At 63.4% G+C, this 14514-nt stretch carries 14 protein-coding genes; all 14 read left to right on the top strand.

Annotation, left to right across the window (positions count from 1 at the left end; all coding sequences use genetic code 11):
- The first annotated feature begins 1 nt into the window (after position 1).
- Entirely contained in the window at positions 2-1603 is a 1602-nt protein-coding gene (locus X739_RS143660; RefSeq protein WP_023795404.1) for a di-heme oxidoredictase family protein, read from the top strand.
- Positions 1603-2682 carry an imelysin family protein gene (locus X739_RS143665; protein WP_023772668.1) on the top strand — a complete coding sequence of 360 codons (1080 nt, stop codon included), beginning with the start codon at positions 1603-1605 and terminating at the stop codon, positions 2680-2682. The genes X739_RS143660 and X739_RS143665 overlap by 1 nt, the downstream gene beginning before the upstream one ends.
- 2 nt (positions 2683-2684) lie before the next feature.
- Positions 2685-3791 carry a DUF1513 domain-containing protein gene (locus X739_RS143670; RefSeq protein ID WP_023772669.1) on the top strand — a complete coding sequence of 369 codons (1107 nt, stop codon included), beginning with the start codon at positions 2685-2687 and terminating at the stop codon, positions 3789-3791.
- 107 nt (positions 3792-3898) lie between these two features.
- Positions 3899-4576 (top strand): tRNA (adenosine(37)-N6)-threonylcarbamoyltransferase complex dimerization subunit type 1 TsaB, encoded by a 678-nt coding sequence (gene tsaB, locus X739_RS143675; RefSeq protein WP_023772670.1) that lies wholly within the window; start codon positions 3899-3901, stop codon positions 4574-4576.
- 82 nt (positions 4577-4658) lie between these two features.
- A complete protein-coding gene (rimI, locus tag X739_RS143680) occupies positions 4659-5153 on the top strand; it encodes a ribosomal protein S18-alanine N-acetyltransferase (protein WP_023772671.1) in 495 nt (164 codons plus the stop codon).
- Between the two features lie 122 nt (positions 5154-5275).
- Positions 5276-6076 carry a 1-acyl-sn-glycerol-3-phosphate acyltransferase gene (locus X739_RS143685; protein ID WP_023772672.1) on the top strand — a complete coding sequence of 267 codons (801 nt, stop codon included), beginning with the start codon at positions 5276-5278 and terminating at the stop codon, positions 6074-6076.
- Positions 6077-6150: 74 nt separating this feature from the next.
- Positions 6151-7572, top strand: a complete 1422-nt coding sequence (gene miaB / locus X739_RS143690; protein ID WP_023772673.1) for a tRNA (N6-isopentenyl adenosine(37)-C2)-methylthiotransferase MiaB — start codon at positions 6151-6153, stop codon at positions 7570-7572.
- Positions 7573-7655: 83 nt separating this feature from the next.
- On the top strand, positions 7656-8648 hold the full coding sequence (locus X739_RS143695) for a PhoH family protein (RefSeq protein WP_031241013.1): 993 nt from the start codon (positions 7656-7658) through the stop codon (positions 8646-8648).
- An 18-nt stretch (positions 8649-8666) separates the two neighbouring features.
- Positions 8667-9173, top strand: a complete 507-nt coding sequence (ybeY, locus tag X739_RS143700; RefSeq protein WP_023783423.1) for an rRNA maturation RNase YbeY — start codon at positions 8667-8669, stop codon at positions 9171-9173.
- A 28-nt stretch (positions 9174-9201) separates the two neighbouring features.
- Positions 9202-10296, top strand: coding sequence for a hemolysin family protein (locus X739_RS143705; RefSeq protein ID WP_023795403.1), 1095 nt, complete (start codon positions 9202-9204; stop codon positions 10294-10296).
- Positions 10297-10310: 14 nt separating this feature from the next.
- The gene (locus X739_RS143710; protein ID WP_023795402.1) at positions 10311-10781 is read left to right on the top strand and encodes a VOC family protein; all 471 of its coding nucleotides are present in this window, start codon (positions 10311-10313) and stop codon (positions 10779-10781) included.
- Between the two features lie 87 nt (positions 10782-10868).
- Entirely contained in the window at positions 10869-12461 is a 1593-nt protein-coding gene (gene lnt / locus X739_RS143715; RefSeq protein WP_023795401.1) for an apolipoprotein N-acyltransferase, read from the top strand.
- Positions 12462-12599: 138 nt separating this feature from the next.
- A complete protein-coding gene (locus X739_RS143720; RefSeq protein WP_023772679.1) occupies positions 12600-13019 on the top strand; it encodes a helix-turn-helix transcriptional regulator in 420 nt (139 codons plus the stop codon).
- Positions 13020-13187: 168 nt separating this feature from the next.
- Positions 13188-14453: a methionine adenosyltransferase gene (gene metK / locus X739_RS143725; RefSeq protein WP_023795400.1), complete on the top strand. Its 1266-nt coding sequence runs from the start codon at positions 13188-13190 to the stop codon at positions 14451-14453.
- The last annotated feature ends 61 nt before the right edge of the window (positions 14454-14514 follow it).

Raw genomic sequence — 14514 nt, 5'->3', positions numbered from 1 at the left:
AATGCGGCGCCTCTTAGACGTCCTGCGCCGCTTGCGGCGGGTCAAGGGCCCGCCGCGCCTCTGGAAAATGCCAGCCATATCGGCTGGTCGGCACGGCATTATTCTGATGCTGGCGCTGACCACTCCTGCCATCGCCGGCGACCTTCTACCCGCCGGTCTCGCCACAACGCGCACCGACCTCGATGCCAAGGATCGGGCGCGCGTCACCATCGTTACCAGGCCTACCACCGATTTTTCCAAGCCCGAGCCTTTCGAACTGATGCAAGGTGGCGCCGGCACCTCGCGGAAAGACATCAGCCGTGATTCCTTCTCGCAATCTTCGGCCAACATCAGCTTCGAGGAAGAAGGCACCTTCAAGCTCGGCAATGCGCTTTTCCGCAAGAACTGGGTGTCGTCGCCGTCCTCGACGCAGGCCTCGGATGGGCTCGGACCCTTGTTCAACGAACGCGCCTGCCAGAACTGCCATCTGAAGGATGGCCGTGGACGGCCGCCGCAAGCCGATGTTGGGACTACCTCAATGTTCCTGCGGTTGGCGCGCGACGCCAGCAGCGCGGAAGAGAAGGCGGCGCTCGCCGACCATGGGCTGCTCAACCTTCCAGACCCGGTCTATGGCACGCAGTTGCAGGAACTGGCTGTGCTTGGTCTCGGGGGTGAGGGCAGGATGCGTGTCGACTATCAGGAACGGAAGGTGAAACTGCCGGACGGCACCGCGGTTTTCCTGCGCAAGCCCGCTTATACGATCGATGATCTCGGCTACGGGCCGCTCGATCCGCGCACCACGCTGTCGCCGCGCCTGACGCCGCCGATGATCGGCCTCGGCCTGATCGAACAGATCGCGCCGGCCGACATTCTGGCCCATGCCGACCCTGACGACAGGGATGGCGATGGTATTTCCGGCAAGCCCAACATCGTGCGTGATGGCCTAAGCGGCGAACCGACGCTTGGCCGTTTCGGCTGGAAGGCGCAGACGGCGTCGATCCGCCAGCAAGCGGCGGATGCCTTTGCCGGCGATATCGGCATCTCAACGCCGGACGAGCCGAAACACTGGGGTGATTGCACCGCCGCGCAGGAAAAGTGTCTCGCCATGCCCAACGGCGTGCAGGCGCGCCTCGGCCCGGTCGAGGCGCCGTCGCCGGTGATGGATCTCGTCACCTTCTATTCGCGGAACCTGGCGGTGCCGGCGCGACGCGACCTCGCCTCGCCTGAGGTGCTCGCTGGCAAGAAGGTCTTTTATGAAATCGGCTGCATTGCCTGTCACACGCCGAAATTCGTTACCCGTCGCGATGCACCTGACAAGGCGCAGGCGTTCCAGTTGATCTGGCCTTATTCCGATTTCCTGCTGCACGACATGGGGCCGGATCTTGCCGACGGCCAGGCTGTGGGCGACGCGACTGGCAATGAGTGGCGCACGCCGCCGCTATGGGGCATCGGCCTCACCGAAACGGTCAACGGCAATTCCTTCTATCTGCACGATGGCCGTGCGCGCACTTTGGTCGAGGCCATCCTGTGGCATGGCGGCGAGGGCCGGAAGGCGCGCGACCGCTTTGCCGCCACCAGCGCCACCGAGCGCGATGCATTGGTCAAATTCCTGGGGTCACTTTGATGGCGAAGCGTTTCGCGCTGGTTCTCGTTCTTCCGCTGGCTCTGCTGGGCGCCTTGCCCGCATCGGCCGCGGTGAAAGCCTCTGATGTCGTCCAGCGCGCGATCGACGGCTTTGTCCGCCCGGCATATGAGGACCTGCACCAGCATGCGGAAGCCCTCGCCAAAGCCATGCACAGGCTTTGCGAGGCGCCCTCGCAAACGGATCTCGAAGCGGCGCGAGCTGCGTTCTCGGCTACCGTCCATGCCTGGTCGTCGGCCGAGATCATCGGTTTCGGGCCGATCAAGGAGAACAACAGGCTGGAGCGCATGCTGTTCTGGCCGGATCGCAAGAGCATCGGCCTGAAACAGGTGCAGGCGGTGTTGTCGGACAAGGATCCCGCCGCCACCGATCCTGTCCAGCTTGCCGGCAAGAGCGTTGCCATGCAGGGGCTCGGCGCGCTGGAATTCGTGCTTTACGGCGACGGCGCCGACGCCTTGACGGGCAAGGCTGAACCCTATCGGTGCGCTTATGGCGCGGCCGTTGCCGGCAACATCGAAGCTATCGCGACGGACGTCAGCGCGGCCTGGAACAAACCCGACGGATTCGCGGCACTGTGGGCCAATCCGGGGCCGCAAAACGCGCTCTATCGCGATGGCAACGAGGCGGTAACCGAACTGGTCGGCGTCTTCATCAATGAACTGGAAATGGTTCGCGATGTGCGCCTGAAGGGTTTTCTGGGCGCCAGGCCCGAGGCCGACAAACCAAAACAGGCGATCTACTGGCGTTCGCAAAACACCGCCAACGCGCTGGCCGGAAATCTGGCCGGCATCGATGCGCTGTTCCAGGTGTCGAAGCTCGGCAGCACGCTGCCGCCGGATGCGCGCTGGATGGCAGAGTCGATCCACATCCAGCTGCTCAACGGCGTTGCGACCGCCAAGGCCGTCCAGGGTCCGATCGACAAGGCGCTCGCCGATCCGGCGCTGCGCGAAAAACTCGAGCATTTCGCCCTGATCACCTCCAGCCTGTCGACTCTGATTGGCACCAGGCTGACCGCCGAATTCGGTCTGACCGCCGGCTTCTCGTCGCTGGATGGAGACTGAGCGTGAAGGAATTGCTCATCGACCGCCGCGATTTCTTGAGGGCCGCCGGCATTGGCTTTGCCGCCGCCGTGACGCCCTCGGCCTGGGCAAATACGCTCGCGGCGGATGCCGTGTTCGCCACCGCCTTCCTCAAGCGCGACGGCGGTTTTGGCGCCGCCGTCCTGTCCGAGGCCGGCAAGGTGCTGCATACGATCGACCTGCCCGATCGGGGTCATGACGTCACCTTCGATCCGATCTCGAAGCGTTCGGTGGTTTTCGCCCGCCAGCCCGGCACCTTCGCCGTCGTTTTCGATCACGCCGGGCGCGACGCCCCGCGGACCATCGCCAGCATCGCAGGCCGGCACTTCTTCGGTCATGGTGTCTTCTCGCCCGACGGCGCTCTGCTCTACGCCACCGAGAACGACTTCGACAACGCCGTTGGCGTGGTGGGCGTCTATGACGCGCGGGCGAAATTCAATCGCATCGGCGAATTCCCGACCTACGGCATGGGCCCGCACGAACTTCTTCTGCTGGGCGACGGCAAGACGATCGCGGTCGCCAATGGCGGCATCGAGACCCATCCAGACTATGGACGCGCCGAGCTCAACATTGCGACCATGAAACCTTCCTATGTGCTGGTCGACCGCGTCACCGGCGACCTGATCGAAAAGCATGAACTGCCGGCCGCTCTCCACCAATTGTCGATCCGCCACATGGATACCGACCAGACCGGCACCGTCTGGTTCGGCTGCCAATACAGGGGCTCCGGCACCGATCGTCCGCTTCTGATCGGTCGCGCCGCGCGGGGCAAGGGGTTGGCATTGCTCGACATGCCGCGGGATGTGCTGTCCGGTTTCCGCAACTATATCGGCTCGGTCGCCGCCAATCCTGGTGCCGGCACCGTCGCCGTCTCCTCGCCGGAAGGCAATTCGCTTGTCGTGATCGATGCGGGCAGCGGCCGGATCGTCTCCTCCAGCGCGCTGGTCGAGGTCTGCGGCGTGGCGCGCGACGGGGCAGGTTTCATGGCCACCACGGGCGCCGGCGAGATCATCGAGGGCGGTGGTGCCACGCGGACGGAACCGGACTATGTCTGGGACAACCACATACTGCGCATAGGGCCGGAGGCATAAGCTCTTCTGCCTGCCCAAACCGAAGCCGCTTAACAAATTATGCACTATACACTTGCGGTTGCGCGCCATGGCGGGCACAGGGAATTGTTTTTCGAACCGGTCGTTTCATGAAAGTTCTCGCCATCGACTGTGCCGCCAGCCTCTGCGCTGCCTGTGTCTACGACGCGGCGGCTGGGCTGGAGCTTGGCCGCTCGGTGCTCGATCTGGGCAAGGGTCATGCCGAGCACCTGATGGCCGTGATCGCTGACGCGCTGAAGACCGGCGCGACCGACTACGTCGGGCTTGGCGCCATTGCCGTCTCTGTCGGTCCGGGTTCCTTCACCGGCCTGCGCGTCGGCGTGTCGACCGCGCGTGGCCTGGCGCTGGCGCTCAAGCTGCCGGCAATCGGGGTGACGACCCTTGAGGCACTGGCGGCCGAGGCGGCCAGTGCCTTTCCTGGCCGCGCCGTGCTGGCGGCGCTTGATGCCGGCCGCGAGGAAATCCATGCCGCATTGTACGATGAAATGTCAGTGTTGACTTACGGTCCGGCCACGGCCACGCTTGCGGGTGCGGTGACGATGGCGTCGGAACGTTCCGCGGTGCTCGCCGGCACGGCGGCGACACTGATCGCTGACGCGGCCGGCCGCACCTTCGACATCGGGCCTCGGGCGGCCACCGCCGACATTCTCACTTACGCCCGGCTGGCTGCCGCAAAGGGGGAGGGCGAAAGGCCGAAGCCGCTTTATCTGCGCGGTGCCGATGCCAAGCCGCAGGCCGGGTTTATACTATCGAGGCAGAGACCATGATCCCGAAAAGTGGAGGCCGGTTTTCGCGGACAAACGGTCCCGTTTGTCCAGAGATCATGGTCAGACGAGAAAACGAGAATTGATGCGCATACCTTTTCTTCAACCACGTCGCCGGGACTATGCGCTCGAGCCGCTCAGGATCGCCGACAGCGCCGCGGTCTCGCTGCTGCACCGCGAGGATTTTGTCCGCCCCTGGACTGATGGTGAGTTCGCCGCCTTGCTCGAACAGGACACCGTGTTCGGTTATGCCGCGCGCGAAACCGGGCAGGGCGCCAAGCCGCCTGTCGGCTTCGTCCTCGCCCGGCTGGCCGCGGGCGAGGGTGAAATCCTGACCGTCGCGGTGGCGCGATCGCATCGCCGCCAGGGGCTGGGCTGGCAGTTGATGGACGCAGTGCTGCGCGAATTGCATTCGCAGCGCGCCGAAGCCTTATTCCTCGAGGTCGATGAGACCAATGCCGCGGCGATCGCCCTCTATCGTCGCCTGGGGTTTCGGGAAGTCGGCAAGCGTCCGGATTACTACAAGTCGCCCGATCGCGGGCCGACTGGGGCGCTTGTCATGCGCCGCGATCTTCGCTAGCCAGGGACCGCATGACCCCGAAAATCGAATCCGATTTTCGGAGAGGATCATGCGCCAGAATTAAGGTGTTACAGCGTCCTTTGCGCGTCCAAGAGGACGCGCGGCGCTGTAACGGTAGGGCGATGATCAAGAAAATCAGGATTTTCCTGGCGCTGGGCCTCGTCGTCGCTGGGTCGCTGGTTTTCGTGCCGCTGCAGATTGTGTCGATGAAGACCGGTTGGTGGCCGGAAACCTTCATCCTCAAGCTCTGGCACCGGCTCATCATCCGGGCGCTCGGCATGCGTATCCATGTCAGAGGGGCGCTGTCCGACAAACGCCCCTTGCTGGTTGTCTCAAATCACATCTCCTGGACCGACATCATGGTGCTGGGCTCCTTTGCGGATGTGAAATTCATCGCCCGAGCCGACATGGAAGGCTGGCCGCTGATCGGCATGCTGTCGAAACTGCAGCGCACTGTTTTTATCGAGCGCGAACGCAAGCGTTCGTCTGGCGATCAGGCCAGCGAGATCGCCAGACGCATGGCCAAGGGCGATGCCATGGTGCTGTTCGCCGAGGGTTCGACCGGTGACGGCAATGTCGTCCTGCCCTTCAAAAGCACCCTGTTCGGCGCCGCCTCGATGGCCATTTCCGAAGGCGCGGCCGAGCAGGTCTTCATCCAGCCCGTTGGGATCGCCTATACGCGCCTGCACGGCGTGCCGCTCGGCCGCCGCCACCGCCCGATCGCAGCCTGGATCGGCGATGAGGACCTGATGCCGCATCTCAAGGTGCTGATGGCCGAGGGCGCGCTCGACGTCGAGGTGCATTTCGGCGAACCGATCGCCTTTGCCAAGGGTTCCAACCGCAAGGAAACGGCCAAGCTGATGGAAGGCCGGGTGCGCGAGATGATGCAGGCCGCCCTCGCCGATCCGCTCCCGAGCCGTTAGCCGCCGGCATGCGCCAGCTGGCACATGCCGAGAATCGTCTGTTTTTTGTCACGGAAAGGCGTTAGAAGCCGCCGATGAACTTGAACACGACTGAAAGCGACGACATCGGCACTGTGGCCGGACACCCGGCGGCGCGCGCCACGGCAGCCAAGAAGGTCTTCGTCAAGACCTATGGCTGCCAGATGAACGTTTATGATTCACAGCGTATGACCGATGCACTGGTCGCTGACGGCTATGCGGCGACCGATGTCATCGGCGAGGCCGATCTGGTGCTGCTTAACACCTGCCATATCAGGGAAAAAGCCGCCGAAAAAGTCTATTCCGAACTTGGCCGCATCCGCGACATGAAGGCGGACCGCGCAACTGCCGGCCGCGAGATGCTGATCGGCGTCGCCGGCTGCGTGGCGCAGGCCGAGGGCGCCGAGATCATCCGGCGTTCGCCGGCCGTCGACCTGGTCATCGGTCCGCAGACCTATCACCGTCTCCCCGACGTGCTGGCCCGGGTTCGCGGCGGCGAAAAGATCGTCGAAACCGAATACGCCATCGAGGACAAGTTCGAACATCTGCCGCAGCCCAAGCGTGCCGAGGTGATCAAGCGTGGCGTCACCGCCTTCCTCACCGTCCAGGAAGGCTGCGACAAGTTCTGCACCTTCTGCGTCGTGCCCTATACGAGAGGCTCGGAAGTGTCGCGGCCGGTGGCGCAGATCGTCGCCGAGGCCGAGCGGCTGGCCGAGGCCGGGGTGCGCGAGGTGACGCTGCTCGGCCAGAACGTCAACGCCTGGCATGGCCAGGGCGAGACCAAACGGGGCAAGACCGCGGAATGGGGTCTCGGGCGGCTGCTGTTCCGGCTGGCCGAAATCCCCGGCCTGGCGCGGCTGCGCTACACCACCAGCCATCCACGCGACATGGACGACGAATTGATCGCCGCGCACCGCGACTTGGCCGCCCTGATGCCCTATCTGCACCTGCCGGTGCAATCCGGGTCGGATCGCATTCTGAAGGCGATGAACCGCAGGCATACGGCCAAGGATTATCTGGCGCTGCTCGACCGCATCCGCGCCGCCCGCCCCGATATCGCGCTGTCGGGCGATTTCATCGTTGGTTTCCCCGGTGAGACGGAGGCCGATTTCGAAGCGACCATGGATCTGGTGCGCCAGGTGAATTATGCCTCGGCCTTCTCCTTCAAATATTCGCCGCGTCCCGGTACGCCCGGCGCCGAGATGTCCGACCACGTGCCGGAAGCGGTCAAGGACGAGCGTTTGCAGCGCCTGCAGGCGCTGCTGTTGAAACAACAGCAGGATTTCGGCTTGAGTTTGATCGGCAGCACCATAGATACGCTGATCGAGAAGCCTGGTCGTCAGGCCGGCCAGAAGGTCGGCCGCTCGCCTTGGCTGCAGCCAGTTATTGTTGATGAAAACGCCGGTGAAATCGGTGACATTATCAAGGTGCGAATCACGAAGACGGGCTACAACAGCCTGTTCGCCGAATTGGCCTGATGGTCTCGGCAGATGAGGAGAGACGGTTGAGCGCAGCGGAGCTGAAGAATCTGCCCCCGGTACCGGCATCCGGGGCTTCTGACATGGCGCACATCGTTTTGACTTTCGACAACAACAAGCTTGCCAGCGCCCTTTACGGCCAGTTCGACGAAAACCTGGCCCGGCTGGAGCAAAAGCTCGGCGTCGACATCCGCTCGCGCGGCAACCAGCTGACCATCAAGGGGTCCGCTTCGGCCGCCGAACAGGCGCGCCGCGCCTTGGACAATCTCTACGGCATTCTGCAGAAGGGCGTCGATATCAGCCAGTCCGATGTCGACGGGGCCGTGCGCATGGCTATCGCCGCCGACGACCAGCTCACGCTGCCGACACTGGAGCGCAAGGGCAAGGTCTCCGCCGCCCAGATCGCCACCCGCAAGAAGACCATCTATGCCCGCTCCCTGAACCAGGACGCCTATATGCGGGCGCTGGAGCGGTCGGAACTGGTGTTCGGCATCGGTCCAGCCGGCACCGGCAAGACCTATCTGGCGGTGGCGCATGCGGCGATGCTGCTCGAACGCGGCATGGTCGAGCGCATCATTTTATCGCGACCGGCTGTCGAGGCCGGCGAACGGCTGGGCTTCCTGCCGGGCGACATGAAGGAGAAGGTCGATCCGTATCTGCGGCCGCTCTATGACGCGCTCTACGACATGATGCCGGCCGACAAGGTCGAGCGTGCGATTGCAGCCGAAGTAATCGAAATCGCACCGCTCGCCTTCATGCGTGGCCGCACGCTGGCGCACGCCGCCGTCATTCTCGACGAGGCGCAGAACACCACGCCGATGCAGATGAAGATGTTTCTCACCCGTCTTGGCGAGAACTCGCGCATGATCGTCACTGGCGATCCGACACAGATCGACCTTCCTCCGAGCACCAAGTCAGGCTTGGTCGAAGCCTTGCGTGTCCTCGACGGTGTGGCAGGCGCGGTAACCGTGCGCTTCAACGATGTCGACGTCGTTCGCCATCCGCTGGTGGCGGAAATCGTCAGGGCCTATGACCGGGACGCCAAGCTGGCTCGTGGCCTCGGTGCCGAGAATTGATCTTGACGATGCGGCCTCATGGCTGAGGACAACACATCCGGCGGCGGGAGCCTTCCGGTTCCCGTCGAGATCGATATATCGGTTGAAGCGGGCGATTGGCCCGATGAAGCAAGCCTGAAGCGGCTGGTCGATCGCGCGGTTGAAGCCGCCTTTGCCGAGACCGGTGCGACGGGTCATTCCGAACTCAGCATTGTTTTTTCCGACGACGCCCATATCCGTACCTTGAATGCCGGCTGGCGCGGCAAGGACAAGCCCACCAACGTTCTGTCTTTCCCGGCATTTCCGCCGGCAAAAGGCCGCCCGCTGCCGCCGATGCTCGGCGACATCGTGCTTGCCGCCGAGACGGTGGCGCGCGAGGCGGCACTGGAAGAAAAGCTGCTGGAGAACCATATCTGCCATCTCGTCATCCATGGCCTGCTTCATCTCATGGGCCATGATCACGAGACCGACGCGGAGGCCGAGGAGATGGAAGCCATCGAGCGCGCCGCGCTGGCAAGGCTTGCCATTCCCGATCCCTACGCGTAACTAAAAAAGACCAATTGACCGGACGACGATGAACGACAAACCAGAGACTGCCGCCCGCCCCGATGTCGGCAGTGCGATCAGGGCTTCCGATACGTCGGAAGAGGGATCAAGTCCGAGTACCGTTACCCCTAGTGTTGCCAACACCGGCAGCACGGCCATCGAGCCGTCGCCTGCCGGCCCCTCCCTGTTCAACCGCGTGCTGGGCCTGTTCCGGCAACGCAACGGCACCAGCCTGCGCGAAGAAATCGCCGGCGCGCTCGCCGAGACGACGAGCGATGTCGAATCCTTCTCGCCTGGCGAGCGCGCCATGCTCAACAACATCCTGCGCCTGCGCGAGGTGCGCGTCGAGGACGTCATGGTGCCGCGCGCCGATATCGAGGCGGTCGAGATCGCCACGTCGCTCGGTGACTTGCTTGGCATGTTCGAACAATCCGGTCATTCCCGCATGCCGGTCTATTCCGAGACGCTCGACGACCCGCGCGGCATGGTCCATATCCGCGACGTGCTGGCCCATATCACAAAGCTGGCGCGTGTCAGGAAGGGCCGTGCAACCCGCAAAACGCCTGTCGCCACGGTTCTCGATCTTGCCCAGGTCGACCTTGCGCGCACCATTGGAGAGCTCAACCTGATCCGGCAGGTCCTGTTCGTGCCGCCGTCGATGCTTGCGTCCGACTTGATGGGCCGCATGCAGACGACGCGCACGCAGATGGCCCTGGTCATCGATGAATATGGCGGCACGGACGGCCTCGTCTCGCTCGAGGACATCGTCGAGATGGTGGTTGGCGACATCGAGGACGAGCATGACGACGACGAGCCGATGATCACCCAGACCGGCGACGGCGTGTTTATCGTCGATGGCAAGGCCGAGATCGACGAGGTCGCCAAGATGATCGGCGAGGAATTCGCCGCGGGTGAACATGGCGAGTATGTCGACACCATTGGCGGCATGATCTTCAACACGCTCGGCCGCGTGCCGGCGCGCGGCGAGGTGGTGCAGGCCATTCCCGGCTTCGAATTCCATGTGCTGGACGCCGATCCGCGCCGCGTCAAGCGCGTGCGCATCGTGCAGAGCCAAAAGGGCGAACGCCGCCGGCGGGCCACGGCGCGCACCGAACAGGCCTGAAAGCCTGCTCTCGCATGACGATCGAGGATCCGTTCAAGCACTCGGTCCTCGGCTCCGGCGTGTTTTACAAGGATCCACGCTCTGCCCTGGATTGGCTTGAAGCAGCCTTTGGCTTCGAGCGCAGCATGGTGGTCAGCAATGCTGAGGGAAAGCTGGTCCACGCCGAAATGCGGTTCGGCGATTGCTACCTCATTGTCGATTCTGAATGGGCCGATCATGTCGCGAGCCCCGCGTCGGTCCAGGGCAAGAACACGCAATCGGTCTATGTCAGGTTGAAAGACGGCCTGGATGCGCATTGCGAGCAGGCCCGCGCGGCCGGTGCTGCAATAATCCAGGAGCCGGCGGACCAGTTCTACGGCGAACGCCAGTATCGGGCGCGCGATCCCGAGGGCCATGTCTGGACGTTCACGCAGCCGATGGGTTCTGTTTCTCGTGAAGAGGCCGAGCGGTTGGGTGGCCTGCGCATCGAAGGCTGGCACCGGTAGAGAGCGGCCGGGTAATCACGCCGGCGTTTGGAGCGCGCGGCGCGGCCTGATAAATCTTAGCTCCTGATTCGCGCGACGGAAATACGCATGGAGCGCCTTGCCGGCCGGATAATTCTGCTTTGGGGTTGGCGGCGTTCGCTTGTGGCGTTTTTCGCTGGGGCGCTAACGGTTCTGGGGCAGGCGCCTTACGATTTCTTTGCCGCCTGTTTCATTTCGTTTCCGCTGCTGGTCTGGCTGCTCGATGGCGCGACCGGCGAAGCCTCCGGCAGCCTGTTGCGGCGCCTGCGGCCGGCTTTCGCCGTCGGCTGGTGGTTCGGCTTCGGTTATTTCCTCGCCGGCCTCTGGTGGATCGGCTCGGCGCTGCTGGTCGAGGCCGACGACTTTGCCTGGGCACTGCCGTTCGCGGTGGTCGGAATTCCCTTCGCGCTCGCATTTTTCTATGGCTTCGCAACGGTGGTCGCGCGGCTCCTGTGGAGCAGCGATATCGGCCGTATCGCTGCCCTAGCCTTCGGTTTTGCGCTGGCGGAGTGGCTGCGCGGTTTCCTGTTCACCGGTTTCCCCTGGAACGCCATCGGCTACGCGGCGATGCCGGTACCGCTTTTGATGCAGAGCGTCTCGGTGACCGGCATGATCGGCATGAATGCGCTCGCGGTTTTCCTTTTCGCACTGCCGGCGCTGCTGGCGGCGCGCCGGCATCTTCGGCTGGGCGCCACGCTGTTTGTCGTGCTCGCCGCCGCCCATGTCGGCTTTGGCTATGTCAGGCTCACCGCGCCCGAAAAGCCGGCGACGCGCAGTCTCGATGTCCGTATCGTCCAGCCGGCCGTGGACCTGTCGGAAAAATGGGACGCCTCGGTGCGCGACCGCATCTTCGCCACCTTGCTCGGCCTCTCCGCAAAGGCACCGGACCCAGGTCACGAAAAACCGCAATTGATTCTCTGGCCGGAAACCTCCGTACCGTTCCTTTTCACGGAGCGCCCCGACGCCTTGACGGCGCTGGGCGACATGCTGGGCGACGGCCAGATGCTGATCGCCGGCGTCGTGCGTGAGGAGGGCGGCTCGGCGGCCAGCGCCGACAGCCGCTACTACAACTCCGTGGTGGCGATCAACGACAAGGGCGAGATCGCCGACGCCGTGGACAAGGTTCATCTGGTCCCGTTCGGCGAGTATCTGCCTTTCGCCGACCTGCTCGCTCGTTTCGGCATCGAACAGCTCGTCGCCGGGCCGCTGACGTTCACGGCCGGCAACGAGCGTCATGCCATCACGCTGCCGGGCGGCATTCGTGCCCTGCCATTTATCTGTTATGAGGTGATCTTTCCCGATCTGGTGGCAGTTGACGCTACGTCATCGCAGCTTATTGTGAACGTTACCAACGATGCATGGTTCGGCGACACGCCGGGACCGTATCAGCATTTCAGGCAGGCCCAGATTCGCGCGGTGGAGAATGGATTGCCATTGTTGCGTGCTGCCAACAACGGCATCTCGGCCGTGGTCGACTCCCGTGGCCGCGTCGTCGACGCCCTTGCGATCGACGCGCGCGGAGCCATCGATGTGAAGGTGCCTGTTTCCGCACAGACGGTCATTTCGTCCAGCCAGCGGCGCATTAACGGAATGCTGGTCATGTTGCTGTTTGCGCTTGTCGGGGGGCTGTTGAACGTAAGGCAAAAGCTACGGGTGAATTGACAGTTGGCACATTAGAAACTCATACTGTACCGCCTGAAAATTTCTCGAAGCTGGTGGATCGTTCTGTTGGGGCAGTCGCCTCCGGCTTTCTTTGGGCGGGAAAAAATCACGAAGCCGAAAAAATTCGGCGAGGGAAAAATGACAGAAGAAAACAAGAAGAAACCCAATCCCATCGACATTCACGTGGGAAGCCGGGTCCGGCTTCGCCGCAATATGCTCGGAATGAGCCAGGAAAAGCTGGGCGAGAATCTCGGCATCACGTTCCAACAAATCCAGAAATATGAAAAGGGCACCAATCGCGTCGGTGCCAGCCGCCTGCAAGCGATTGCCTCCATACTCGGCGTCCCCGTCGCCTTCTTTTTCGAGGATGCGCCAGGCCAGGAATTGACAGCCAACCGCGGCTTTGCCGAGGATAGTTCGATGGCTTTCGCTGTCGAGTTCTGCGGCAGTCCCGAAGGACTTCAGCTCAACCGGGCCTTTGTCAAGATCGCCGACGTCAAGGTGCGCCGCAGGATCATTGACCTGGTAAAATCGCTCGCCCAGGACGATCTCGACTGACCCGCAATGCGGTTTGCACCGGCGGCGTGCGCCGCCGGTGGCACAAGATATCGCCTCCGACATTCAGGCCAGAGCCGCGGCAACGCTTGACGAGCAGCGCTTTGCCCCGCTAACACGTGGCGCGCCAAAATCGGCAGCCTGCCGATCGTTTTTCAAGAGGGGACACCCGTGACGCGGCAGAACTACTTCTTTACCTCGGAATCCGTAGCCGAGGGCCATCCCGACAAAGTCTGTGACCGGATCTCCGACGAAATCGTCGATCTGGTCTATCGTGAAGCCAAGAAGACCGGCATGGACCCGTGGAAGGTCCGTGTCGCCTGCGAGACGCTCGCGACCACCAACCGGGTCGTCATCGCCGGTGAAGTGCGCGTTCCCGAGACGCTGTTGAAGAAGGACAAGGGCGGCAACATCCTCAAGGATGCCGCGGGCCACCCTGTCGTCAACCCGGCGAAGTTCAAATCCGTCGCCCGTAAGGCGATCCGGGAGATCGGCTACGAGCAGGCCGGCTTTCACTGGAAGACGGCCAAGATCGAGGTCCTGCTGCATGGCCAGTCGCCTGATATCGGCCAGGGCGTCGACAACGCCGCCGACCGTCAGGGCGAGGAAGGTGCCGGCGACCAGGGCATCATGTTCGGCTACGCCTGCCGCGAGACGCCGGACCTGATGCCGGCGCCGATCTATTACAGCCATAAGATTCTCGAACTGCTGGCAGCCGCCCGCCACGAAAACAACGGCGAGGCCGGCAAGCTCGGGCCGGACGCGAAAAGCCAGGTCACCGTCCGCTATGTCGACGGTAAGGCCGCCGAGGCGACGCAGATCGTGCTGTCGACCCAGCATCTGGATTCAAGCTGGGATTCCAAGAAGGTCCGCAAGGTCGTGGAACCTTATATCCGCGAGGCATTGGGTGACCTCAAGATCGCTGACGATTGCATGTGGTACATCAACCCGACCGGCAAGTTCGTCATCGGCGGTCCGGACGGCGATGCCGGCCTGACCGGCCGCAAGATCATCGTCGACACCTATGGCGGCGCGGCTCCCCATGGCGGCGGCGCCTTCTCCGGCAAGGACACCACCAAGGTCGACCGATCGGCTGCCTATGCCGCGCGCTACCTGGCCAAGAACGTCGTGGCGGCGAAGCTTGCCGATCGCTGCACCATCCAGCTTTCCTACGCCATCGGTGTCGCCCAGCCATTATCGGTCTATGTCGACCTGCATGGCACCGGCAAGGTCGATGAGGCAAAGCTCGAGGACGCGCTGCGTAGCGTGATGGACCTGTCGCCGTCAGGCATCCGCCGTCATCTCGACCTCAACAAGCCGATCTACGCCAAGACGTCGTCTTACGGCCATTTCGGCCGCAAGGCGGGCCGGGACGGGTCTTTCTCCTGGGAAAAGACCGATCTCGCCAAGGCGCTCAAGGACGCTGTCGGCGCCTGATAGCGACGCCGCAAAGTCCCGCCATGGACCCGAAGGACAGACCAAGCCGCGCGACCNCAAG

It is taken from the genome of Mesorhizobium sp. LNHC209A00, assembly GCF_000502915.1.
In the GTDB taxonomy this organism is placed as follows: Bacteria; Pseudomonadota; Alphaproteobacteria; order Rhizobiales; family Rhizobiaceae; genus Mesorhizobium.
Note: the sequence above shows the minus strand (reverse complement) of the source record. Positions and strands in the feature narration are given on the sequence as shown.

Excerpts from the sequence above, each read along its gene's own strand:
- X739_RS143660 (WP_023795404.1), top strand. The coding sequence starts at position 2 with ATGCGGCGCCTCTTAGACGTCCTGCGCCGCTTGCGGCGGGTCAAGGGC.
- X739_RS143665 (WP_023772668.1), top strand. The coding sequence starts at position 1,603 with ATGGCGAAGCGTTTCGCGCTGGTTCTCGTTCTTCCGCTGGCTCTGCTG.
- tsaB (WP_023772670.1), top strand. The coding sequence starts at position 3,899 with ATGAAAGTTCTCGCCATCGACTGTGCCGCCAGCCTCTGCGCTGCCTGT.
- rimI (WP_023772671.1), top strand. The coding sequence starts at position 4,659 with ATGCGCATACCTTTTCTTCAACCACGTCGCCGGGACTATGCGCTCGAG.
- X739_RS143685 (WP_023772672.1), top strand. The coding sequence starts at position 5,276 with ATGATCAAGAAAATCAGGATTTTCCTGGCGCTGGGCCTCGTCGTCGCT.
- miaB (WP_023772673.1), top strand. The coding sequence starts at position 6,151 with ATGAACTTGAACACGACTGAAAGCGACGACATCGGCACTGTGGCCGGA.
- X739_RS143695 (WP_031241013.1), top strand. The coding sequence starts at position 7,656 with ATGGCGCACATCGTTTTGACTTTCGACAACAACAAGCTTGCCAGCGCC.
- ybeY (WP_023783423.1), top strand. The coding sequence starts at position 8,667 with ATGGCTGAGGACAACACATCCGGCGGCGGGAGCCTTCCGGTTCCCGTC.
- X739_RS143705 (WP_023795403.1), top strand. The coding sequence starts at position 9,202 with ATGAACGACAAACCAGAGACTGCCGCCCGCCCCGATGTCGGCAGTGCG.
- X739_RS143710 (WP_023795402.1), top strand. The coding sequence starts at position 10,311 with ATGACGATCGAGGATCCGTTCAAGCACTCGGTCCTCGGCTCCGGCGTG.
- lnt (WP_023795401.1), top strand. The coding sequence starts at position 10,869 with ATGGAGCGCCTTGCCGGCCGGATAATTCTGCTTTGGGGTTGGCGGCGT.
- X739_RS143720 (WP_023772679.1), top strand. The coding sequence starts at position 12,600 with ATGACAGAAGAAAACAAGAAGAAACCCAATCCCATCGACATTCACGTG.